General features: G+C 71.2%; 25 protein-coding genes. 12 read left to right on the top strand and 13 right to left on the bottom strand.

Going from position 1 to position 22,136, the window contains the following annotated elements:
- Positions 1-29 precede the first annotated feature (29 nt).
- Complete coding sequence (locus DN771_RS09540) at positions 30-224, bottom strand: thioredoxin domain-containing protein (protein WP_116997131.1); 195 nt, start codon at positions 222-224, stop codon at positions 30-32.
- A 51-nt stretch (positions 225-275) separates the two neighbouring features.
- On the opposite strand from DN771_RS09540, the gene DN771_RS09535 reads away from it, so the two are divergent.
- From DN771_RS09535 to DN771_RS09510, 6 genes are all read left to right on the top strand, one after another.
- Positions 276-1,766 (top strand): aminotransferase-like domain-containing protein, encoded by a 1,491-nt coding sequence (locus DN771_RS09535; protein WP_162941748.1) that lies wholly within the window; start codon positions 276-278, stop codon positions 1,764-1,766.
- A gap of 319 nt (positions 1,767-2,085) precedes the next feature.
- Entirely contained in the window at positions 2,086-2,691 is a 606-nt protein-coding gene (locus DN771_RS09530) for an alternate-type signal peptide domain-containing protein (RefSeq protein WP_116997129.1), read from the top strand.
- An 11-nt stretch (positions 2,692-2,702) separates the two neighbouring features.
- Entirely contained in the window at positions 2,703-3,269 is a 567-nt protein-coding gene (locus DN771_RS09525) for a hypothetical protein (RefSeq protein WP_116997128.1), read from the top strand.
- A complete protein-coding gene (locus DN771_RS09520; RefSeq protein WP_116997127.1) occupies positions 3,266-4,090 on the top strand; it encodes a hypothetical protein in 825 nt (274 codons plus the stop codon). Before DN771_RS09525 ends, DN771_RS09520 begins: the two co-directional genes overlap by 4 nt.
- Complete coding sequence (locus tag DN771_RS09515; protein WP_116997126.1) at positions 4,087-4,635, top strand: signal peptidase I; 549 nt, start codon at positions 4,087-4,089, stop codon at positions 4,633-4,635. Before DN771_RS09520 ends, DN771_RS09515 begins: the two co-directional genes overlap by 4 nt.
- Positions 4,632-5,333: a hypothetical protein gene (locus DN771_RS09510; protein WP_116997125.1), complete on the top strand. Its 702-nt coding sequence runs from the start codon at positions 4,632-4,634 to the stop codon at positions 5,331-5,333. The genes DN771_RS09515 and DN771_RS09510 overlap by 4 nt, the downstream gene beginning before the upstream one ends.
- A gap of 89 nt (positions 5,334-5,422) precedes the next feature.
- Here the strand turns inward: DN771_RS09510 and DN771_RS09505 are convergent, their stop codons facing one another.
- The gene (locus tag DN771_RS09505; RefSeq protein WP_116997124.1) at positions 5,423-5,680 is read right to left on the bottom strand and encodes a hypothetical protein; all 258 of its coding nucleotides are present in this window, start codon (positions 5,678-5,680) and stop codon (positions 5,423-5,425) included.
- Positions 5,681-5,761: 81 nt separating this feature from the next.
- Positions 5,762-6,121 (bottom strand): MmcQ/YjbR family DNA-binding protein, encoded by a 360-nt coding sequence (locus DN771_RS09500; protein WP_116997266.1) that lies wholly within the window; start codon positions 6,119-6,121, stop codon positions 5,762-5,764.
- Between the two features lie 87 nt (positions 6,122-6,208).
- Between DN771_RS09500 and DN771_RS09495 the strand changes: the two genes are divergently transcribed.
- On the top strand, positions 6,209-8,461 hold the full coding sequence (locus tag DN771_RS09495; protein ID WP_116997265.1) for a molybdopterin oxidoreductase family protein: 2,253 nt from the start codon (positions 6,209-6,211) through the stop codon (positions 8,459-8,461).
- Positions 8,462-8,689: 228 nt separating this feature from the next.
- Here the strand turns inward: DN771_RS09495 and DN771_RS09490 are convergent, their stop codons facing one another.
- From DN771_RS09490 to udk, 4 genes are all read right to left on the bottom strand, one after another.
- Positions 8,690-9,523: a helix-turn-helix transcriptional regulator gene (locus tag DN771_RS09490; protein WP_205528504.1), complete on the bottom strand. Its 834-nt coding sequence runs from the start codon at positions 9,521-9,523 to the stop codon at positions 8,690-8,692.
- A 24-nt stretch (positions 9,524-9,547) separates the two neighbouring features.
- Positions 9,548-9,958, bottom strand: a complete 411-nt coding sequence (locus DN771_RS09485; RefSeq protein ID WP_116997123.1) for a nuclear transport factor 2 family protein — start codon at positions 9,956-9,958, stop codon at positions 9,548-9,550.
- A 105-nt stretch (positions 9,959-10,063) separates the two neighbouring features.
- Complete coding sequence (locus DN771_RS09480; protein ID WP_162941747.1) at positions 10,064-10,651, bottom strand: DUF2087 domain-containing protein; 588 nt, start codon at positions 10,649-10,651, stop codon at positions 10,064-10,066.
- Positions 10,652-10,797: 146 nt separating this feature from the next.
- Positions 10,798-11,544 (bottom strand): uridine kinase, encoded by a 747-nt coding sequence (udk, locus tag DN771_RS09475; RefSeq protein WP_227462301.1) that lies wholly within the window; start codon positions 11,542-11,544, stop codon positions 10,798-10,800.
- Positions 11,545-11,590: 46 nt separating this feature from the next.
- On the opposite strand from udk, the gene DN771_RS09470 reads away from it, so the two are divergent.
- Together DN771_RS09470 and DN771_RS09465 are read left to right on the top strand one after the other, a co-directional pair.
- Entirely contained in the window at positions 11,591-11,905 is a 315-nt protein-coding gene (locus DN771_RS09470; RefSeq protein WP_162941746.1) for a DUF3263 domain-containing protein, read from the top strand.
- Positions 11,902-12,594: a LytR C-terminal domain-containing protein gene (locus DN771_RS09465; protein WP_116997120.1), complete on the top strand. Its 693-nt coding sequence runs from the start codon at positions 11,902-11,904 to the stop codon at positions 12,592-12,594. Before DN771_RS09470 ends, DN771_RS09465 begins: the two co-directional genes overlap by 4 nt.
- 90 nt (positions 12,595-12,684) lie before the next feature.
- Here DN771_RS09465 and DN771_RS09460 read toward each other — a convergent pair whose 3' ends face one another.
- Positions 12,685-13,704, bottom strand: coding sequence for a glycerate kinase (locus DN771_RS09460; RefSeq protein ID WP_116997119.1), 1,020 nt, complete (start codon positions 13,702-13,704; stop codon positions 12,685-12,687).
- Positions 13,705-13,840: 136 nt separating this feature from the next.
- Here DN771_RS09460 and DN771_RS09455 point away from each other — a divergent pair, with 136 nt between their 5' ends.
- Both DN771_RS09455 and groL read left to right on the top strand, forming a co-directional pair.
- Positions 13,841-14,113 (top strand): MoaD/ThiS family protein, encoded by a 273-nt coding sequence (locus DN771_RS09455; RefSeq protein ID WP_116997118.1) that lies wholly within the window; start codon positions 13,841-13,843, stop codon positions 14,111-14,113.
- A gap of 541 nt (positions 14,114-14,654) precedes the next feature.
- Positions 14,655-16,274 (top strand): chaperonin GroEL, encoded by a 1,620-nt coding sequence (groL, locus tag DN771_RS09450; protein WP_116997117.1) that lies wholly within the window; start codon positions 14,655-14,657, stop codon positions 16,272-16,274.
- Between the two features lie 272 nt (positions 16,275-16,546).
- Here groL and DN771_RS09445 read toward each other — a convergent pair whose 3' ends face one another.
- From DN771_RS09445 to DN771_RS09435, 3 genes are all read right to left on the bottom strand, one after another.
- On the bottom strand, positions 16,547-17,962 hold the full coding sequence (locus tag DN771_RS09445) for an aspartate aminotransferase family protein (RefSeq protein ID WP_116997262.1): 1,416 nt from the start codon (positions 17,960-17,962) through the stop codon (positions 16,547-16,549).
- A gap of 107 nt (positions 17,963-18,069) precedes the next feature.
- Positions 18,070-18,651, bottom strand: coding sequence for a dihydrofolate reductase family protein (locus tag DN771_RS09440; RefSeq protein WP_116997116.1), 582 nt, complete (start codon positions 18,649-18,651; stop codon positions 18,070-18,072).
- Between the two features lie 93 nt (positions 18,652-18,744).
- Positions 18,745-19,512, bottom strand: coding sequence for a class I SAM-dependent methyltransferase (locus DN771_RS09435; protein ID WP_116997115.1), 768 nt, complete (start codon positions 19,510-19,512; stop codon positions 18,745-18,747).
- An 82-nt stretch (positions 19,513-19,594) separates the two neighbouring features.
- Here DN771_RS09435 and DN771_RS09430 point away from each other — a divergent pair, with 82 nt between their 5' ends.
- A complete protein-coding gene (locus DN771_RS09430) occupies positions 19,595-20,338 on the top strand; it encodes a methyltransferase domain-containing protein (RefSeq protein WP_205528503.1) in 744 nt (247 codons plus the stop codon).
- A gap of 358 nt (positions 20,339-20,696) precedes the next feature.
- Here the strand turns inward: DN771_RS09430 and DN771_RS09425 are convergent, their stop codons facing one another.
- Positions 20,697-21,089 carry a barstar family protein gene (locus DN771_RS09425; protein ID WP_116997113.1) on the bottom strand — a complete coding sequence of 131 codons (393 nt, stop codon included), beginning with the start codon at positions 21,087-21,089 and terminating at the stop codon, positions 20,697-20,699.
- On the bottom strand, positions 21,086-21,511 hold the full coding sequence (locus DN771_RS30855) for a guanyl-specific ribonuclease (protein ID WP_116997261.1): 426 nt from the start codon (positions 21,509-21,511) through the stop codon (positions 21,086-21,088). Before DN771_RS30855 ends, DN771_RS09425 begins: the two co-directional genes overlap by 4 nt.
- Positions 21,512-22,136 lie beyond the last annotated feature (625 nt).

Here is a 22,136-nt window from a genome sequence, read left to right as displayed (position 1 = left end):
CCCCACACTCGCGCGATCGCGACCCGGGATCAGGCGACCCGGGTGGTCGGGGGGTCGGCCACGGACGGGACGGGATTGTCGTGGTGGACCACGGTGTCGCAGAAGCAGCGGAGCAGGACGCGGAAGTGGCTGCCCTCCTGCAGATCGGCGGTGACGATGCGGCGGGTGCCGAGCAGCATGCGGCGGCGGCAGGTGGGGCAGTAGGGAGCGAACATGTCGACCATCGTCCTCCTTGCGGACTGGCGATGCCCGGGCCAATCGCGTACGATTGGCTGGTGGATTCGCAGACCAATCGGCGGGCCAATCCCGACCGCCCGTCGCCAGGCGACGTCACCGCGTTGGCGGTCGCGGTGCCCGACCTCGGCGGGCTGCTTTCCGGCTGGGCCGACGTCGGGCACGGAACGCTGCCCCGCCGTCTGGCCCACGCCCTGAGACGGGCGATCCAATCCGGGGTCCTACCCACCGGCTGGCGGCTCCCGCCCGAACGCCAGCTCGCCGAGTCGCTCGCCGTCAGTCGCACCACCATCTCGGAGGCGCTCGACGAACTGCGTGGCGAGGGCCTGCTCAGGTCCACCCAGGGGCGTGGCACGTTCGTCTCCAGCCCGGTGCAGGCGGCGCCCGTGGGGACCCGCGTCGCCGACCACCTCTCGGTGGGCCGGGGCGTCGACCTCGCCACCGGGAACCCGCCCGACCTGTCGCATCTTCCCAACGTCGAGATCGACATGAGCCTCCTCACGGCGTCGGGCGGCGGTCCGGGCGTCTACGTGATGGGTCTGCCGGCGATGGCCGAGGCGGTGGCCGACCTCTATCGACGGGGCGGCTTCACGGGCCCGCCGCGTCGGACCGATGCCGACGAGATCCACATCACGTCGGGGGCGCACCAGGCGATGTCACTGCTCATCGCGGCGCTGGTCGGGCGCGATCGACCGCTCGCCCTCGCCCAGCTCAACTACCCGGGGATCTTCGACATCCTCGACGGTCAGGGTCTGCGCGCCGCGCCGGTCGGCATCGACAGCGCCGGCATGCTCCCCGAGTCGCTCGAACAGGTCATCGTCGAGCAGCGCCCGGCCGCCCTCTACGTACAGGTCGGGCCGCACAATCCGACGGGCAAGGTGCTGCCGCCGGCTCGCGTTCGCGCCCTCGCCGAGATCGTCGACCGGTACGACGTCGCGGTGATCGAGGACAACACGCTCGCCGCCCTGACGTTCCCTGGTGTCAGCCGGCCCGAGACGTTCCTCGACGCATGCCGCTCAGCTCCTGTGGTGTCGATCGGCTCGCTCAGCAAGGTGTGCTGGGCCGGCCTTCGGCTCGGTTGGATCCGCGCGCCGCAGCCGCTGATCGAACAGACGATGTACCGCCGACTGTCGATCGACCTCGGGGCCTCGGCCCCATCCCAGTTGATCGCCCTGAGCCTGCTCCCGCATCTCGACGACATCGCCGCCGAGCGGCGCCGACGCCTGGTCGAGGCCGTGGAGTACGGCCACGCACTGCTATCGGAGGCGATGCCCGAGGCGGTGATCGGCCGGCCCGAGGGCGGGTCGGTGCTGTGGACCGAGCTGCCCATCGCCGATTCCGGGCCGTTCGTCAGTCTCGCCCGGCGGCATGGCGTCCACGTCGCGCCAGGGAGCATCTGCGTGACCGGACGCCTGCCCGGTCCGTACCTGCGCATCTGCGTCGACCGCCCGCTCGACCTCCTTCGTGAGGGGGCCGACCGGCTGGCCCGGGCGTGGCGAGACGCCCGTCCGTCGCCGCTCGTCGCCGGCTGAGTTCCGACGCCCCCGGCCCGTCCGCCGGGATGTGCCCGTCCAGGCCTCAGGAGCGCCTGTGCGCGCACTCTCCAGGCGTCGCACATGACCGCTCCCGGTCAGCGATCGACGAGGCGTTGTCGGCCCGTCGCCACGTCGGTGCACCGCCATCCGTCAGACGAGCGCCGAACGGCCGTTGGTCACGCGTCGGAAGGACCTTCGCCTCCGGCGGAGCCTGGTGGCGGTCCATACGGTGGACCGTGCCCCCGCCGGGGCACCAGGTGGCGACGGACACGCCGCCCCGGGAACCCGAACTCCGCCGTTCCGAAGGGAATCCGCCATGCAGTCCCCCCTGCCCGCTGAACCGTCCGCGCCCCGAGGCGACCGCCGCCTCCTCAAGGGCACGATCGTCGGGGCCGCTGGCCTCGCCATGCTCCTCGGAGGAGGCACGTTCGCCGTCTGGTACCAGACCGAAGGTGTCGACGGCGGCTCCGTCAACTCCGGTGAGCTGTCGTTCAGCCTCTCCGACGCCGTATGGGTCAACCAGGCAAGTACCGCGATCGTCCCTGCCGAGTACCAGGTCGTGCCGGGCGACACCCTCACGCTCACCCAGAACGTCAACATCGTCGCCGTCGGCGACACGCTGGAGGCGACGTTCTCGTTCGATGCCACGGCGCTCTCCGGCGACGACGAGCTCGTCGCCGCGCTCGACATCGACCTGGCCGTGACGCCGCTGCCGTCCGGCTGGACGAGCGACGGTGACGACAGCTACGACTTCGCTGCCGCCGAGTTCAACTCCAGCCAGAGTGACACCCCCATTGCGGTGCCGGTCGTGCTGACGATCGCCTTCCCCGATCAGAACGGTGCGGTCGACTGGGGCCAGCTCGCCCAGGGCCAGTCGGTCGATCTCAGCACCGTGACCTTCGATCTCCGCCAGACGCTGTAGCCGGGGCTCCGATGCTCGGTCCACACCGGAGGTGGTGGGGTCGCGCCTTCGCGACGGCCGCCGCTGTGGTCGTCGCGCTCGGCGCGACGACCGCGCTGGCCGCGTGGGGCCAGACGCGCCCGGCCGCCTCCGGCCAGCTTCGCTCGGCGACGGTCGAGCTCACCGCGTCGCCCAGCGTCACGTTCGACGTCGACGTGGTCGGCTCGCTGGAAGGGCCCACCACCGTCACCAGGGCGATCACGCTCGCCAACAGCGGCACGGCGACGCTCGAGTACCGCCTCGCCGGCGTCACCCACACCGGCGCGCTCGTCGGCACCACGGTGACCGGTCGCTTCTATGCCGTGGCGACGGCCGGCGCGTGCGCGCCGGGCACGCTCCCGGCGCAGCATCTCACCACCGCGCCAGGTGACGCCGCCATGCTGATCGGCCAGTCGTTCGTCGACTGGATCCTCGTGCCCGCGACGGACAGCGACGTGCTGTGCCTGGCGCTGACCGTGCCGGCCGTGACCGACCCGGCCTTCGCCGTCGGCTCCGACCCGGTCACCCTGTCGTTCGCGGCCCGGAGCGTGGCGCCGTGACGTCCCGCGTCGTCACCGCCCTCGTCGCCGTCGCCGCGCTCCTGTCGGGCGGCGTGGTCGCCGCCCGATTCACCGCGTCGACCACCGTCCGCCCCACCGTCAACGTCGCCCTGCCCACCATCCCGGCGCCGCGCAACGTGTCGTGCTCGTGGAGCGGCGCATTGGTTCCCGTGTCCACCCTCACCTGGCAGCGGCCCGACCCGGCCCTGTCTCCCGAACCGGCCTGGTACCGGGTGTACCTGCAGCGGAACGACAACGAGCCCCAGCTGCTCGTCGAGGTGGCGGGCAACTCCGGTGGCAGCGGCAACTACAGCGTCTCGATGACACAGGGCCTGCTGACGGGGCTGATCGCCAACCTTCTCGACCTCCTGCTCGGCGGCGACGTGGTCACCATCCACGTCAACTCCGTGTACGGGGCCTACGAGTCCTCGGCGCCGCCCACCTATCAGCTCGTCCATCACCTCCTTCCCCTGGGCGCAGTGTGTGCCCCGTACGAGTCGGGCGCGCGCATGGCCCCGCCGACCACCACGACGACCACGACGACCACGACGGCCACGTCGACCAGCACGTCCACGTCCACGACGGCGGAGCCGACGACCTCCACGGCGCCGGCCACCACGTCGCCGTCGCCGGTCACGACGCCTGCCTCGGAGCCCCCGCTCGCTCCGCCGCCGACCGCGGCCCCGACGGCAACGACGGTGGCACCGACCACGACAGCTGCGTCCACGACTGTCGGGACGACGACCACGACAGCCTCGCCCGAGGCGGCGACGACTCCGCCGGTGGCCGCGGGGGAGGTCACCGGCGGTGACGAGCCATGACCGCCCGCTCGCTCCTGCGATGGGCGCGCACTGCCGTCGTCTTCGCCGCCTTCTCGCTCGTCGTGTTCCTCGTGCTCGCCCTCGTCGTCGTGCCGCGGGCGTCGGGATCGGCGCCGCTCGCCGTGCTCAGCGGCTCGATGCGCCCCGCCATCCCGCCCGGCGCCCTCGTCGTCGTCCGGCCGGTCGACGTCGATGCCCTGGGCGTCGGCGACGTGATCACCTACCAACCGCGCTCGGGCGATCCGACGCTCGTGACACACCGCGTCGTCGGCGTCGCCCGCAGCGCCGCCGGCACGACGTTCATCACCCGGGGCGACGCCAACGCGGCGGACGACCCCGAACCGGTGCAGCCGATCCAGGTGCGCGGCAAGGTCTGGTACGTCGTGCCCGTCGTCGGCCGTCTCACGAGCCGACTCGATCTCGACCAGCGCGGAGTCGTCACGCGCGCCGGCGGCGGCGCCCTCATCGCCTGGGCCGCGTGGTTGGTCGGCGGCTCTGCCCTCGACCGGCGCCGGCGCGCGACCGGTGCGGCGGAGCAGACGTGAGCCGCGCCCTCGCCGTCGCCGTCGCCGCGGCGGTGCTCGTGGCCTTCCTCGTCGCTCCCGCTCGGGTCGCCGCTGCCGGTGAGCTCCAGCTCAGCCGCGACGGACTGTCGTGGGCCGACCGGCTCGACGAGCCGCTCTTCGACGACGCCGTGTCCCTCGTCCCCGGTGGCACGGCGACGGCGGTGTTCCACGTCCGCAACGCCAGCGACGGCGGCGCCGAGTTGCGCGTCGCCGCCACCGCCGTCGACGCGGCGGGCTTCGACCCCGCTCAGCTGCGCATCGAGCTCGCCGTGTCCCCATCGGCGGGTGGCACGTCCCCGGCGGCCGCGTCCCGCACGTTCGCGGCTGCCCGGTCCACGCCGGACTTCGGCATCGCCGAGCCGATGGCGGCCGGTACGTCGCGCCTCGTCGCCGTCACGGTGCATCTCGACGCCACTGCCGGCAACGACGCCCAGCGCCGGTCGTTCTCCGTTGCCCTCGAGATCCGCCTACGCGACGCGGTCGCCATCGTTCCCGTCGCCCCCGGCGGCCCGTCCAGCCCGTCCGCACCGGACCGCCCGGCCGACCCCACCCCTCCGAACCCGCTCTCGCGGACCGGCGCGGCCATGGGCGGCATCGTCGCGGTGGCCGCCGCACTCGTCGCCGCCGGCGCCATCGTGCGCGCCGTGGCCCGTCGCCGCCACCGCCCCGCCGCCTGACATCTGACGGGTGGTGCCTGGAGGCCGCGCGGACCGATCGGGTCCCCGATCGCATCCCGACGTCAGGCCGCGTGCCGAGCCTGCGTGGGTTAGTCGGCGGCCGTGGTGTCGACGATGTCGGGGGTACCGAACTCGTTCTTCATGGTGTCGACGAACTCGGTGGCGCCGTTGATCACGGCCTTGCCGACCTTCTTGCCGACCTCGCTGCCGAGCACGCCGCCGATGACGGCGCCGGCGAATGTACCCACCAGCGGTATCGGGACGATCGCGCCGATGCGTGCCCCGCTCAACATGCCCGCCCCGAGTCCCGCCAGCCGGCCGATCTCTTCCTTCTCGTTGTCGTTCACGGTCGCGAGTGTGTCACGGCTCCGCCCACCGCCGTTCGCAACGGTCGCGGCGCCGGCGGTCGTGACGGCCGGGCGTGCAGGTCAGCCCGGCCCGTCGGGATGGGTGAGGTCGTACGCGCGCCACACCTTCTGCGGCACGCACATGCGCCACGCGTCGACGACGAGCTCGCGCGCCTCCGCCGGATCGAGCGCGGTGAGGCGAGCGTGCACCCAGTGGAACCGCAGGTCGGACGTCCGCGGCAGGAGGAACTTGTGCGGCTCGCCGGCGACGAGCGCGTCGCGCTCGTCCTTGGGGAACCCGAAGCCCATGATCGTCTCGTCGGCCGAGAACGCCGCGTAGACGATGTTGCCCACCCGGAACTTCAACCGGTCGCGCACGTAGACCTCGTAGGAGCGTTCGAGGCTCGACCCCAACGGCCGCACGTCGTCCAGCGTCGCCACGCACACCAGTGTGGCGCGGCTGGAGGATTCCGGACGCGGTCAGAGTTCGTGTCGAGAACTCACGTCGTGGTGGCGTACGGTGACGGCATGACGGGGACACGCACGGCGTTCCGCACCTGCCCGCTCTGTGAGGCCGGCTGCGGTCTGGAGATCACGTTGCGCCGCGAGGAGGCCGCCGGCTCGGGGCCGGCAGGGGCGCGTGAGGTCGTGCAGCGCATACGCGGGGACCTCGACGACGTGTACAGCAAGGGTTTCATCTGTCCCAAGGGGTCGACGCTCAAGCACCTGCACGAGGACCCCGACAGGCTGCGCCGGCCGGTCGTGAAGCGCGGCGGCGAGTTCGTCGAGGTCAGCTGGGCCGAGGCGTTCGCCGCCGTCGACGCCGGCCTGCGCGGAGTCGTCGATCGTCACGGTCGCGATGCCGTCGCCCTGTACCTCGGCAATCCGAGTGCCCACAGCATCGGTGCCATGCTCTACACGTCGGGCCTGGCCAAGGCGCTCGGGACGACCAACGTGTACTCGGCGAGCACGGTCGACCAGCGGCCCAAAGAGGTGTCCGCCGGGCTGATGTTCGGCGGGTTCACCGTGCCCGTGCCCGACATCGACCGCACGGACTTCCTGCTGATGCTCGGCGCCAACCCGTACGCGAGCAATGGCAGCCTCGCCACCGCACCCGACTGGCCCGGCCGGCTGGAGGCGATCATCGCTCGCGGGGGCGAGGTGGTCGTCGTCGATCCCCGCCGCACCCGCACCGCCGAGGGGGCGACGCAGTGGTTGGCGATCCGGCCCGGCACCGACGCCTTCCTCCTGGCCGCGATCGTCAGCGTCCTCGTCGACGAAGGCCTGGCGGCCCCCGGACGGCTCGTCGACCACGTGGCGGGCTACGACGAGGCGGTCGCGGCCGTCGCTGCGTTCACCCCCGAGTCGGTCGCCGCGGTCACAGGTATCGACGCGGCGACCATCCGCGACCTCGCCCGCCGGCTGGCCGCAGCGCCGACCGCCGCCGTCTACGGCCGGATGGGCACCACCACACAGGCGTTCGGCTCCCTCACCAGTTGGCTGATCGACGTCGTCAACGTCGTCACCGGCAACCTCGACCGGCCGGGTGGGGCGATGTTCACCAAGGCGGCCGCCGGGCAGGCCAACACGCGCGGCACGCCCGGGGTCGGGCGCGGCCTGCGCATCAACCGTCGCCAGAGCCGGGTCAAGGGGTTGCCCGAGACCCTCGGCGAGTTGCCGGTCGCCGCCCTCGCCGGCGAGATCGAGACGCCGGGTGAGGGGCAGATCCGGGCGATGCTCACCGTCGCCGGCAACCCCGTGCTCTCCAACCCGGTCGGCCATCGTCTCGACCGGGCACTGGACACGCTCGAGTTCATGGTGAGCGTGGACATCTACGTCAATGAGACCACGCGTCATGCTGACGTGATCCTGCCCGTGCCGAGCGCGCTGCAGAAGCCGCACTACGACCTCGCGCTCCTGCAACTCGCCCTGCGCAACGTGACCAACTGGTCCGAGCCGATCCTGCCCCTCGACGTCGGTCCCGACGGCGTCGTGCAGCCCGACGAGTGGGAGGTGCTCGCCAAGCTGGCGCTCATCGCCGCCGGCGCCGGGCCCGATGCCGACGTCGCGACGTTCGACGACCTCGTGTTCGACAACCTCGCCAAGCACGCCGCGCCCGAGGTCGTCGCCGCCGTCGCCGCGGCCGGCCGCACCGGTCCGGCCCGCATCGTCGATCTGATGCTGCGCACGGGTCCGTACGACCTGACGCTCGACGATCTGCTGGCCAATCCACACGGCATCGACCTCGGCGCCCTCGAGCCCCGCCTCCCCGAGGTGCTCCGCACGCCGTCGGGCAAGATCGAGCTGGCGCCGCCCGAGATCCTCGGCGACGTTTCCCGGATGCACGGCGCCCTCGCCGCTGCCACCGAAGCGGGCGAACGTGCTGGGGATCGGCCATTTCTGCTCATCGGCCGGCGGGACCTGCGGTCCAACAACTCGTGGATGCACAACGTCAACGTGCTCGTGAAGGGCAAGCCGCGCTGCACGGTGCAGGTGCACCCCGACGACGCCGCCGCGCTCGGTCTCGTCGACGGGGCGCCGGCCGTGGTGGCGAGCCGGGTCGGTGAGGTCACGGTGCCCGTCGAGCTGTTCGAGGGCATCCGGCCCGGCGTCGTCAGCCTGCCCCACGGCTGGGGTCACGGCGTGCCCGGAACGCAGATGCGCGTCGCGGCCGAACACGCCGGCGTCAACTCCAACGTCCTCACCGACGACGAGGCGGTCGACCCGCTCACCGGCACCTCGGTGCTCAACGGCATCCCCGTCTCCCTCACCCCCGCCTGACGATTCGTCCTCGGCGAGCATCCTTCGCTCGCTCGCCTGCGGCGAGGTTGATCGAGCTCGCTTCGCTCGCACGACGAGTCGAAAGAGGCGGCGGCGCAGCAAGCTGCGCTGATCGCCGCATTGCGGGGGGAATCCCCCCGCAAGCACCCCCCGACGGAGGTGGTGCCGACGCCGCGGGGCCGACCGGGCCTGGCCTCCGCGCGGCATCGCTGCGGGCGGGGGCGAGGCTCAGCCGCGGACCATGGCCGCGGTGGCGGCGTCGGCGGGGTGGAAGAGCTCGATGTGGAGCTCGTCGAGGGTGATGTCGGCAGGGGTCCCGATCGACGTGTTCGTCGAGAACCACGACTGCACGACGGTGCCGCCCTTGCCGTCGGGTGCCCGCAGGCGTAGCGGCACGACGACAGTGGGCACGGACGAACGGGTCCGCCACGCCCGGTCGATGTGGGCGATGTTGGGATACGACGACACCTCGTCGAGCAGGTCCCGGAGCTCCGGATCCCGCGTCGCTGCGACCTGGCGGTCGAGCGTCGAGAGGAGGTGGTGCGCCCACTCGTCGAGGTTCTCGATCATCGGGGCCATGCCGTCGGGGTGCAGCGTCATGCGGTACACGTTCACCGGCGGCTCCGCCAGGTCCGGCGCAACCCCGGCGGTGAGGGCGAGGGCGCCGGGGTTGGCCATCACCATGTTCCAGTGACGATCGACGACGACGGCGGGGAACGGATCGTGAGCCTGGATGAGCTGGTCGAGGGCGCCGCGCACGCTGGCCAAGGCCTCGCCGTCCAACGGCGTGTGCTGGTAGCGGGGGGCGTAACCAGCAGCGAGCAACATCGAGTTGCGCTCACGCAGCGGGACGGCGAGGCGTTCGGCGATCGCCAGCACCAGTTCCGGTGACGGCTTGGACTTGCCGGTCTCGACGAAGCTGAGGTGCCTCGTCGAGACGCCGACCTCGAGGGCGAGGTCGAGCTGACTGCGGCGGCGGTCCTCCCGCCAATCCCGAAGCATCTCGCCGACTCCGCCGGTTCTCGATGTGGTCGCCGTGCTCGAAGCGGTGGTGGTGGGCACGGGGCCAGTCTTCCAGCCGTCGGCTCAGGCGCCGACGCTCTCGCCGGCGAACCCGATGATGCGGTGCAGCTTGTCGTCGCCGTCGAACTTGGCGATGTCGACGCCGGAGAACGTCGGCGCCTCGCCCGGAACGCCGAGCGCCCAGTTGAAGCGCACCAGGTCGTGATGGGCGTCGACGTCGCTCGTGCGGGTGAGGACGTGACCGGGCAGCTGCTGCTGGACGGCTCCGAGCACGGCGGCGAAGGCATCGCGGCTGTCGGCCTCGAGCATGGGGTCCCGGTACCAGAGATCCTCGCCTGTGCCGTCTTCGAGCAGGGCGGCGCGCTTGGCGGCATCCGTTTCGTTCCAGGCGGCGACGTAGGCGTCGATGGCGGCCTGCTGGGCGGCACTGACGACGGGGGTACCGGTTGCGGTGGTGGGGGTGTCGGTGGTCATGTGCCCCACGATGAACGACTCGGGAGCGGCCGGCGATTACCCGTCGGGTAACCGGTGCTGCCGTCGCGCTGTTCGTGCTGGCGGTGGCGGCGCCGGGCCGAGGTGTCAGACGGTCGATCCGCCGGCGCGCCAGTACTGCCCGGTGGTGTCGCGGTCGAGCAACTCGGCGTCGACGAGGAAGCGGCGCAGGGTCACGGCGTCCACCGCGTGGCCGTCGAGCGCCTCGGTGACCTCGCGCTCGGTGTAGCGGCGGCCCGGCTCGAACTGCTGGCAGAGCCAATCGAGCACCACGAGCCGCTTGGCCGGGGCCGTCGGGATCGTGGCCAGGCGACCGTGCGGGGCGAAGGCCAACAGCACCTTGCGGGTGTCGCCGGGCTGGTCATCGTGTGAGGTGTCCGTCGGCCGGACGATCGCCTCCCGGGCGGCCAGGGCGAACACCTCGCCGGCGACGGTCAGGCCGCCGTCGCCACTCACCACGAGGCCGGCGTCGACGAGCCGTCCGAGGGCCTTGGCCGCCCGGTGCTCGGGAAGGTCGGCGGCGGCCGTCACCTCGACGAGGTTGGTGGCTCCCAGTTCGATCGTGGCCAGCACGCGCCGCCGATCGGCATCAGCCAGCTGCCCGACGATCGTCGGGGCACTCGGTCGTCCACCGGACGGCCCGTCGGACGGCCCACCTGACGTCGTCTCACTCATCCCCAGATACAAGCAGATGCGGAGCGAGCGGACCCGGCCGCAGATGGGTGGGTCGGGTGGACCCGGCCGCAGACGGGGTGATAACCGCCGTCGCCCCATCTGCGGCCGCGTCCTCGCGCGGCAACGCGCTCCAAACGTTGCATGCGTCATGTATCAGGAGTGGGCAGCCGGGCGATCGTGACGCGGTTCCTCGAGAAATTTCGCGATTTCTGTGTGCTCGCCGTCACGGACCCGTCATGTGCCGGTGACGGGCCCGGACGGTCGTCGCCAGCGAGCTCCCGGACCCGGGCGAGCAGCACGTCCAGAGCCGGCCGGTTGAGCCCGCCTTTGGGGATGATCACGTCGGCGTAGCGCTTGGACGGCTCGATGAACTGCTCGTGGGCGGGCCGGACCGTCGTCAGGTACTGCTCGATCACGCTCTCCACGGTGCGGCCCCGCTCGGCGACGTCGCGCTCGATGCGGCGGATGAGGCGCAGGTCGGCGTCGGTGTCGAGGAACACCTTGAGATCGAAACGCTCTCGGAGGGCCGGTTCCCAGAGCACGAGGATTCCCTCGACGACCACGATCTTCGCCGGGTGCACGATCCGCACCTCCGTCGACCGGTTGTGGTCGACGTAGTCGTACACCGGAACGGGCACGGGAGCGCCGGCGACCAGGGCTGCGATGTGGTCGTTGAGCAGCGGCCAGTCGAAGGCGTCGGGATGGTCGTAGTTGAACATCCTGCGCTCCTCGAGCGGGACGTCGAGGTGGACGTAGTAGGAGTCGAGCTTGAGAAGGGCCAGCGAATCAGCGCCGGCCAGCTCGGCGAGGCGCTCGGCCACGGTGGTCTTGCCCGACGACGAGCCGCCGGCGACGCCGATGAGGAACGGACGGTCGGGCAGCGTCGAAATCACCCAGCTATCCAACCATTTCGGGCCTCGGTCGGTCAGACTGGGGCGGATGGACCAGGACTCCGGCGTGGATCAGGCGGGCAACGAACAGCGGGCGCAAGGCGGGCTGACGGATCGGCAGCGGGAGATGCTCGACTTCGAGCGCACGTGGTGGCAGTCCGACGAGCCCCGCGACGACCTCATCCGCGCGCGGTTCGGCGTGAGCACCGACGAGTACTATGTCGAACTGAACCAGGTGCTCGACCTTCCCGGAGCGATGGAGCACGACCCGCTGGTCGTGCGTCGCTTCCAGCGTCGCCGGGCCCGGCGGCGTCGCACACTCAGCACGTCGAGCAACGTCTCTCAACGAGGGGTCAGCGAATGAGTGATCCAACCGATCCGGGCGGCGTGGGTGCGGCGCAGGCCGAACGCGCCAGCAGCCGCTACGCCCGGGTGGGCGACAACGGCTCCCCGGTCGGCTCACCCCTCACCATCATCTTGGCCGTCGTGGCCGTCGTGGTGGGGTTCTTGATCTTCCGCACCATCGACGGTGGAGGCGGCAACGCCGGCGGCCTGCCCGACACCGAGATCACGATCCCCACGCCCACCGACGCCCAGGGCAACACCGTGGTGACCCAGGCACCCGGTAGTCCGACCACAGCGGCGCCTCCCACGACGGCCGCCGTCACCCGAACCGGAGCGACGGTGGTGGTCGTCAACGCCGCCGGGATCGGCGGCGTGGCCGGCGACATGACGGAGAAGCTGGCTGCGCTCACGTACACGATGGAGGGCGAGGGCATCACCAGTAACGCCGGCGCCATCGACACGACCGTCGTGTACTACAACGCAGGGACCGGCAATCCGGCGACGCTGGCCGTGGCACAGGCGCTTGCCAACGATCTCGGCGTCGGCCCTCCACAGGAGGTGCCGGATCCCTTCCCGAGCGACGACAGCACGGGGGCAGCCACCGTGTTCGTGATGCTCGGGACGGACCTGGCCGGCAAGGACCTGCCCACGGCCACCACGGCGCCAACGGTGAACACTCCGGCGCCGACCACCACGACTGCGGCGTAGTCCTCCGGGCCGGGCACGGTTCGTGCCGTCGGTGGCACGATCGGTGTCCAGATCGTCGGGCGGGTGGGGTCGGCGAGACGGCCCCGCAGGCTAGGCGAGGGCGCGCAACGCCTGTTCGGCGGCGTGCTCGATGCACCACTGGGGTTCTGCGAACGCGCGCTGTTCACCGAACTCCTGCACCAACGACACGACGGTGACGGGGGCATCCGCCGTCCCGAGCGCGACGAGCCGGGCGGCGGCCGCGTCGTCGGCGGCCCCCACGACGGCCACCACGGGTCGCCCGGCGCCGACCGCGAGTGAGGCGAGCGAACCGACCACCTTGCCGTCGAGGCTCTGCTCGTCGAGATAGCCCTCGCCGGTGACGACCGCGTCGACCGACTCGAGGCGCTCGTCGAGGTCGAAGTGGTCGGCGACGACGTCGAAGCCGCCGATGATCCGTCCGCCCATCGCCAGCAGGCCCCCGGCGAGTCCGCCGGCGGCACCGGTGCCATCGACCTCACGCACATCCACGCCGTAGTCGGCCAGGTAGCGCTCGGCGAGCTGGTTGAGACGAGCCGTGAGCAGTGCCACCTGGGCCGGCGTGGCGCCCTTCTGGGGGGCGAACACCGCTGCCGCGTCGACGAATCGGGTGCGCACGTCGCAGGCCACCTGCAGGTCGATCGACTTGTAGCGGGCCGGGCTGTGCATCGCCTCGATGGCGCCGAGGCCGCCGTCGGTGGTGGCCGATCCGCCGAGGCCCACCACGATGGTGCGGGCGCCCTGCTCGGCGGCTTGGGCGATGAGCTCGCCCGTGCCACGAGTCGTGGCCGCCAGCGGGTCGTTGCGCTCGGCGCCGCCCGCGAGCAGGAGCCCGCTCGCTGCGGCCATCTCGATGACCGCCCGGCGATTCTGGAGGCGCCACCCGGCCTGGACGGGTTGGCCCGAGGGCCCGGTCACCAGGCTCGTGCGGTTGGCGCCGCCCAACACCTCCAAGATCCCTTCGCCTCCGTCGGACATCGGCACCTCGTCGACGTCGACGCCCAGCGTCCAGCCGGCCTGACCGACCGCGGCGGTGGCCTCGGCGGCCGTTGCCGTCCCTCGAAACTTGTCCAGCGCCGCGAGCACCCGCATCGGTCGACGACAGTACTGCCTGGTCGGGCGAGCCGACCGTTGTTCGCCCGGCGACAGGATGGCTGCGAACCGTTTCGTCGACGGAGGCTGCCGATACCCGACCGGCAAGGTGGGGAATCACCGGTAGCGTGACGGCATGGCCGTCACCGTGCGAATCCCCACCACCATGCGTCCGATCTCCGGCGGTGCGTCCACCGTCGAGGTCGAGGCCGGCACGCTGGCCGAGATCGTCAAGGCCCTCGAGACCGCCCACCCCGGCTTCGAGGACCGCCTGCTCGAGGACGGGGCGTTGCGCCGCTTCGTGAACGTCTTCGTCGACGACGACGACGTGCGCTACCTCCAGGGCCTCGACACCGTGGTGCCCGACGGCCAGACCGTCAGCATCATCCCCGCCGTCGCCGGCGGCTGAGGGCCGCGGCCGCACCGTTCTGCTGGAGCAGGAAGGCTGCACCACGGGCCTTTCGCGCCTGCAGAACACGCTGCCTCCAGTGTGCCGCGCGGTCGCTCGGCCAGCGCCCGCTGCGGGGGCACCGTTTCTGGTGGAGCAAAGAGGCGGTGCGAGGGCCTTGTGGCTCCTGCAGAACGTGTGTTGTCGCCAGGGGTCCACGGCACCGGGCCTCGGTGGGTTTCGACCCTCGGTGCCGCTGCTCGCTGGCGCTCCGCTGCCTTTGTTCGCTGGCGCTCCGCTGCCTTTGTTCGCTGGCGCTCCGCTGCCTTTGTTCGCTGGCGCTCCGCAGCGTTGTTCGCTGGCGCTCCGCAGCGTTGTTCGCTGGCGCTCCGCAGCGTTGCTCGCTGGCGCTCCGCAGCGTTGCTCGCTGGCGCTCCGCAGCGTTGCTCGCTGGCGCTCCGCAGCGTTGCTCGCTGGCGCTCGCTGGCATAGAGTGCTAGCACTCACCGTCTTTGAGTGCTAACTACTCGTCCGACGCCAACAACCCAATGGAGGGACACTGATGGCCAAGCTGATCGCGTTCGACACCGAGGCTCGCAAGGGGCTGGAAGCGGGCATGAACAAGCTCGCCGACGCCGTGCGCGTCACGCTCGGGCCCAAGGGCCGCAACGTCGTGCTGGAGAAGAAGTGGGGCGCCCCCACGATCACCAATGACGGCGTCTCGATCGCCAAGGAGATCGAGCTCGAGGACCCCTACGAGCGCATCGGCGCCGAGCTGGTCAAGGAAGTCGCCAAGAAGACCGACGACGTCGCCGGTGACGGAACCACCACCGCCACGGTGCTCGCCTGGGCGCTCGTCCACGAGGGCCTTCGCAACCTCGCCGCCGGCGCCAACCCGGTGGGCCTGAAGCGCGGCATCGAGCAGGGTGTCGAGACGGCCGTCGACACGATCCGCAAGATCGCCAAGGACGTCGACGAGACCGAGCAGATCGCCCAGGTCGCCGGCATCTCCGCCGCCGACACGGAGATCGGCGCCAAGATCGCCGAGGCCATCGACAAGGTCGGCAAGGACGGCGTCATCACCGTCGAGGAGTCGAACACGTTCGGCATCGAGATCGACCTGGTCGAGGGTATGCGCTTCGACAAGGGCTACATCTCGCCGTACTTCGTGACCGACACCGAGCGCATGGAGGCCAGCCTCGACGACGCCTACATCCTCCTCGTCTCGTCGAAGATCTCGTCGGTCCGTGACCTCGTACCGGTGCTCGAGAAGGTGATGCAGGGTGGTCGCCCGCTCGTCATCATCGCCGAGGACGTCGAGGGCGAGGCGCTCGCCACGCTCGTCGTCAACAAGATCCGTGGCACGTTCAAGTCGGTCGCCGTCAAGGCCCCCGGCTTCGGCGACCGCCGCAAGGCCATCCTCCAGGACATCGCCATCCTCACCGGTGGCCAGGTCATCTCCGAGGAAGTCGGCCTCAAGCTCGAGAACGTCACGCTCGACCTGCTCGGTTCGGCCAAGCGCGTCATCATCACCAAGGACGAGACCACCATCGTCGAGGGTGCCGGCGCCGGCGACGACGTCAAGGGCCGCATCAACCAGATCAAGGCCGAGATCGAGAACACCGACTCCGACTACGACCGTGAGAAGCTCCAGGAGCGTCTCGCCAAGCTGTCGGGCGGCGTTGCCGTGCTCAAGGTCGGCGCCGCCACCGAGGTGGAGCTGAAGGAGAAGAAGCACCGCATCGAGGACGCCGTCTCCACGGCGAAGGCTGCGATCGAAGAGGGCGTCGTGCCCGGCGGCGGCGTTGCGCTGCTTCGTGCCCAGACCGCCGTTCAGAAGGCCGTTGCCGAGCTCGAGGGCGACGAGGCGACCGGTGCGGCCGCCGTCGCCAAGGCGCTCGAGGCCCCGCTCAAGCAGATCGCCGAGAACGCCGGCTTCGAGGGTGGCGTCATCGTCGACAAGGTGCGCAGCCTGAAGGGCGCCAACGGCCTCAACGCCGCCACCGGCGAGTACGAGGACCTGGTGAAGGCCGGCGTCATCGAAGCCGCCAAGGTCACCCGCTCGGCCCTGCAGAACGCAGCGTCGATCGCCGCCCTGTTCCTGACCACCGAGGCCGTGGTCGCCGACAAGCCCGAGCCCGCCCCCGCCATGCCCGGCGGCGGCGGTGACATGGACTTCTGAGCGAAGCGAGGAAGTCCCCAGCGACTCGACTTCTGAGCGAAGCGAGGAAGTCCCCAGCGACTCGACTTCTGAGCGAAGCGAGGAAGTCCCAGCGACTCGACCGAGTCCCCCCGACGAGGCCCCGTGGGCCCGGCTCCGGCCGGCGCCCACGGGGCCTCGCCCATTTCCGGCCGCGATGAGCGATGAGGCCGCCAACCGGCCTCATCGCTCATCGCCCCGCCGGACCCGACGCCGAAGTGTGAGTTCCGACGGCAGGTTTCCGCGTCATGACGTCACACTTCGGCGAAGAGGGGGCGGCGGGAGGTGAGGACGTCGTCGAAGGCGGCGACGAAGTGGTCGAGGTCGGCGTCGGTGAGGGCCAGGCTGAGGGCGATGAAGCCGCGGCGGGCGATGTAGCAGCCCGCCTCGAGCAGGTCGAGATAGAGCAGCTCACGCCGGCGGTCGTCGGCGGCAGCCAGGGCGGCGACCGACGCGAGCGGGCCGGCGAGCGGGTGGACGTTCATCAGCGACCCCTGACCGGTGATGTGCACGGCCACCTCTCGGGATGCACACACGGCATTGAGGCGGGCACGCAGTTCGTCGCCCCGTCGGTTGTGGGTGACGGCCAGCTCGGGCGGGTAGACCTCGGTCAGTGCTGCGACGCCGGCAGACATCGACAGCACGTTGTTGTTGAACGTGCCGGCGTGCGCCAGCGCCCCGGGCCGTGACGGATCGAAGCGAGCCATCACGTCGGCGGCGCCGCCGAACGCACCGAACGACATGCCGCCGCCGACGTACTTGCCGAGCGTCAGTAGATCCGGGCGCACCCCGGCGGCGTCGGCCGCGCCGGTGGGAGACAGCCGCGACGTCATCACCTCGTCGGCGATGAGGAGGGCGCCGTGCCCGCTCGTGAGCCGGCGCAGTCCGTCGAGGAACCCGGCGGCGGCGGGCAGGCAGCCGCCGGAGCCGAGCATCGGCTCCACCAGGACGGCGGCGATCCGCGAGCCGTGCTCGGCGAAGACAGCGGTGACACTGTCGAGGTCGTTGTAGGTGGCGACGTGGAACGGATACGGCGCGTTGAGCGGCGAGCCGCCGCCGCCGAACGACAGCAGGCCGCCGTGGTAGCCGCCGTCGAACACGACGACGTCGCTGCGACCGGTGGCGACCCGCGCCGTGGCCACGGCCATCAGGTTGGCCTCGGTGCCCGAGTTGGTGAACCGCACCGACTCGATCGCCGGAAACCGGCGGCACACCAGTTCGGCGAGCTCCACCTCTCGGCGGCCGTGGGCTCCGAAGCTCAGCCCGCCCGCCGCGGCCTGGGTGATTGCCGCCTGGATCGGCGCGGCCGAGTGTCCGAGCAGCCCGGCCGTGTAGTCACCGAGCAGATCGACGTACTCGATGCCGTCGGCGTCGACGATCCTCGCGTCGAACGCGTGCGACACCCGCAACGGGAACGGCTCGTGGAACAGCACGGTGCGGGTGTTGCCCCCTGGCATCACGGCCGCCGCCCGGGTGTGCAGCGCCGCGCTCCGCGGCCGCCGGGCGGCGAACCGCCGTCGTACTTCGGCGACGGCCTCGTGGAGGGAACCGGCGGAGCCGGCGAACCCTCCGGTCGTCGCCGGACCGGGCGGACCGGCCGGAGCGGAGGAAGCGGCAGAAGCGGCGGAGGTGGCGGAAGCGTCGGGAGCGGCGTCGGGCCTGGGCACCATGACGGTCATGTTGCCCCACAGCCCCGGGACCGTGCGTGCCGGGACGGCGTCGGTCGACTGTCGGCACGTCCCGGACCACGCCGGCCGGTCGTCGTCGGGCAGCCGGGTCAGTGCAGCGTCGGACGGTAGGTGAGCTCCTGCGTGCGACCGTCGAACGTCCGGCTGTCGACCAGGTCGAGATCGAAGTCGGCGGCACCGCGAAAGATCGGCACGGTCCCGACGCGGCCGGAGATGACGGGGAACACGGTCACCTGGACGAAGTCGACAAGACCGGCGTCGAGGAGCGCGCGGTTCATCGACACGCTGCCGTGCGAGCGCAGCGGCAGGTCGGACTCCGCCTTCAGCTGGGCGACGACGTCGATCGCATCGCCGCGGACCAGCGTGGCGTCGGGCCAGTCGAGTGGTGCTTCCAGGGTGGTCGACACCACGGTCGTGGGCAGATGGCGCATGCGGGTGACCCACGGGTCGCGGACATCGGCATCCTCGCTGCTCTCGGCGAGCATCTGGGCGAAGTCCCGGTACGTGTTGGCCCCGAGGACCAGTCGCTGAGGCTCGCCGTAGATCGCGTAGCGGTGCTCGAGCAGTTCGGGGCCTTGCTTGCCCCAGTACCCGCCCCAGTCGCCGCCCGGGCCGTAGGACCCGAACCCGTCGAGGGTGGAGAAGATGTCGTACGTGTAGGTGGCGGGCATGGTGTCCTCCTGGTGGAGTGATCAGTCCGGCGGTTGCCGGCTCATCACCACCACGAACTGGGAAGCCCGAATCGACATCGTCGTCCGAACTTCTCAGCCCGGCGACTGCGACGCCGGGCGGCCGGCGACCACGATCAGTTCGCCGGTCGCATCGGACACCGGGGACCGTCGCCAGTCGCCCCACATCTCGACGAGATCGAGGCCGGCCCCGGCGAGCGTCCCGACGATCTCCGGCGCCGAGCGGAAGCGGAGCGTCTCGGTGCTCACCAGGTGCTCACCGCTGGGCAGGACCGTGTGACCCTGGTGGGTCTCGATGGGCGCATCGCCCGGTCCCGACACGTCGACGACCTCGACCCACGACTCGAACGTGCCGCCGTCGGGATGCGGGTAGGTCCGCCGCGTGTCGTCGGGTGTCCAGCGCTCCCACTCCCGGGCCCGCGGGTCACGGCTCTCGAACGCCAGATGGCCGCCGGGTCGCAACATCGTCCGGCATTGGGCGAGCGTTGCTGTCCACTCCTCGTCCGTCACGAAGTACTGGGCGACGTGGCCCGACATCACGACCAGATCAGCCAACGCCGGCGGCACGTCGGCCGCGGTTCCGTGGATCCACGTCACCCTTTCGGCCCCGGGGCGGCGCCGCGCCGCTTCGACCATCGCCGTCGCCGGATCGACACCGGTCGCCCGGAACCCGCGGGTGGCGAGGTCGGTGCAGAATACGCCGGTGCCACAACCGATGTCGACGACGTCGGTCGCGCCCAACTGGGCGGCGAGGGCGAGATAGAAGTCGTGGTCCACGCGTCCGGCGCACTCGACGTCGTACGTCACGACCAGGCGCGGCTCCTCGGTCCACAGCTGCGGCATCCTGCCAGCCTGGCGTGCGGGCCGACGACCGATCAATCAGGTTCGAGCCGCGAAACGCGCTCGTGACGCGCGGGGTCGGGCGATGAGACTCGACGGCGTGGAGCGATTCGATCCGTTCCGGGCCTTCGGGCCGGCCGTCGCCAGCCGGTACGACGACGGACTTCGGGGCGATGAGGACGACGCCGTCGCCTTCCTCGTTCGCGTCGCCGGCGCCGGGCCGGCTCTCGAGTTCGCCGTCGGGACCGGGCGCATCGCCGTGCCGCTCGCTGCCGGCGGGATCGCCGTGGACGGGATCGAAGTGTCCGAGGCGATGATCGAGCGGCTGCGGGCCAAGCCGGGCGGAGACGCGATCGGCGTGACGGTCGGCGACATGTCGACGACGCGGCTCGACGGCCGGTACTCGCTCGTGTACCTGGTGTTCAACACGATCTTCAACCTGCTGACCCAGGACGATCAGGTGCGCTGCTTCGAGAACGCGGCGCACCACTTGACGACCGACGGCGCGTTCGTGGTCGAGGCCGGCATTCCCGACGCGTGGGTGCGCCGGGACAACTACGTCGACGCCGAGCACGTCGGGGTCGACCGGGTCGTCTTCGACGTCTGCCGTTACGACCCGGTGACGCAACTGCTCGACGAGAACCACGTCGAGCTGACGCCCGAAGGGATCCGATTCGGGCCGATCGTGTGCCGCCTGGCACCCCCGAGCGAGCTCGACCTGATGGCCCGTCTCGCCGGCCTCCGTCTCGTCGAGCGGTGGGGCGGCTGGCGTGGCGAACCCTTCGACGCCCGTTCCGTTCGCCACGTCAGCGTCTATCGCGCCGCCTGAACCGACGCCCCGCAACTCCTGTACTGCTCACGTCGATGTTTCGGGGGCTGGATCGTGACGGTTTTCGTCACGATCCAGCCCTCGATCACCGAATGGCACGATCGAGCCCCAGATTCTCGACGGTGTCCAGCGTGCACCCGGCCACTGATGTCGATCACGTCACCTTCGGAGCAGCAGCCGTCACCGGCGAAGCGGACCGACCTCCCGCGAGCAGAAGACGAGAGAGGCGCGACGGCCCCGCCGAAGTGCCGACCCGGCGCGCTCCAGAGGCACACCCCGTAGGCACTTCCACCGTTCAGGACCCACGAAGCGACAGGAGCGCCCGAAAACGCGACGAACGAGAGCTGAGCATCGAGATTCAGGCGAGGAGGGTGAGGAGGCGGGTGGGGGCGCCGGCGTCGTTGGCGCGGTCGCGCAGGACAGCGAGGATGGCGCGGAACTGATCGGGCGCCGACCGGGCGAAGGTGGTCGACCCCGACCACACGAGCAGCGTGCCCGGTTCGGCGTCGAGGTCGCCGAGGCTGTCGGCGAGGGCGTCGAGGTTGTGGCCGAACCAGTCGGGGAAGCCGAACGCCGTCTTGAGGGCGGCGAACACGGCGCGACGGTCGGCGGCGGCCGACGTGTCGGCGTCGACGACGCGCCACCCGGCCGCCTCGGCGACCCGCCGCGCCGTGTCGGCGCTCGACGCCGCGGGAAGGCGGTAGACGCCGGCCGGGGCGGGTCCGGTCAGCAACGTGGCCAGGCCGGTCACGGCACCACCACCCGGAACGAGTCGTAGTGGTCGTCGGTGTAGAACACCTCGCCTCCTTCGCCCGTGACGATCCGCCGGGCTCCGCGGTCGTCGCTACCCGGCGTCTCCACCGTGTATTCGTGGTAGTAGCCGTCGGGTTCGTCGGGGAGGATGCCTTCGCGGTTCTGGAAGACCGCCCCGTCCTGGCGATACCGGAAGGGCCCGTCCGATGCGATCAGCGCCAGGGTGTCGAGCGCCTCGGGTGGCAGCTCGTTGTACGTGACGGTGTCGAATCCCGGCGGCACGACGACGTCCACGCCGCCTTCGCCGTCCGGCTCGGCCTGGCCCGTCGACGTGGTCGGCGGTGGCGTCGTGGACGTGGCGTCGGCGACCGACGGACCGTCGCAGTCGTCGGGCCAGTCGAACGCCCACTCGTAGGCCAGGACGAGATCGTCGCCCTCGGTCAGTTCGTACCCCGCCGACGACGGGGCCAGCGTCGCCGGGTCGCCCGTCGCCGTGATGGTCTCGGTGCGGTCATCGACCGATCGCTCGGCGACCAGGGCGACCTCGCCGGCAGCACTCGCATCGGCCACGACGTCGAGGTCGGCGACCCGCTCGTCGAGACCCTCGTCGAGGTACGGCACGTCCTCGTACCGCAGCTCCTCGCCGACCGACCCGAGCTCGGCCCACAGGCCGGCCCACGTGTCCCACACGATCGTCGCCGTGCGGTGCATCACCTCCCGCTCGAGGGCCGCCTCGTCGCCCGTCGCGCCGCTGGCTTCGAACCTCTCGAACCACTGCTCGAAGCCGGCCGCCTCGACGGGTGAGCCGTCGCGTTCGACCTCGATGGTCGGGTTGGTGAAGAACGCCGCCAGTTCGGCGTCGCGATCACCGCCGAGGCCGTCGGTGGCCGTGAGCACGGCGTCGGAGAACTCGACGAGGACGACGCCGTCTCGTACGTCGGCTGTCGCCTCGTAGTCGACGTCGATCGTGAGCTGGGCGTCGACGTACGTCTGCGTCACGGCGACGGCGCAGTCGAGTGGCCAGTCGAACGTGAGCGTGACGTCA

Origin of the sequence: Desertimonas flava (assembly GCF_003426815.1) — a bacterium.
GTDB lineage: Bacteria > Actinomycetota > Acidimicrobiia > Acidimicrobiales > Ilumatobacteraceae > Desertimonas > Desertimonas flava.
Note: the sequence above shows the minus strand (reverse complement) of the source record. Positions and strands in the feature narration are given on the sequence as shown.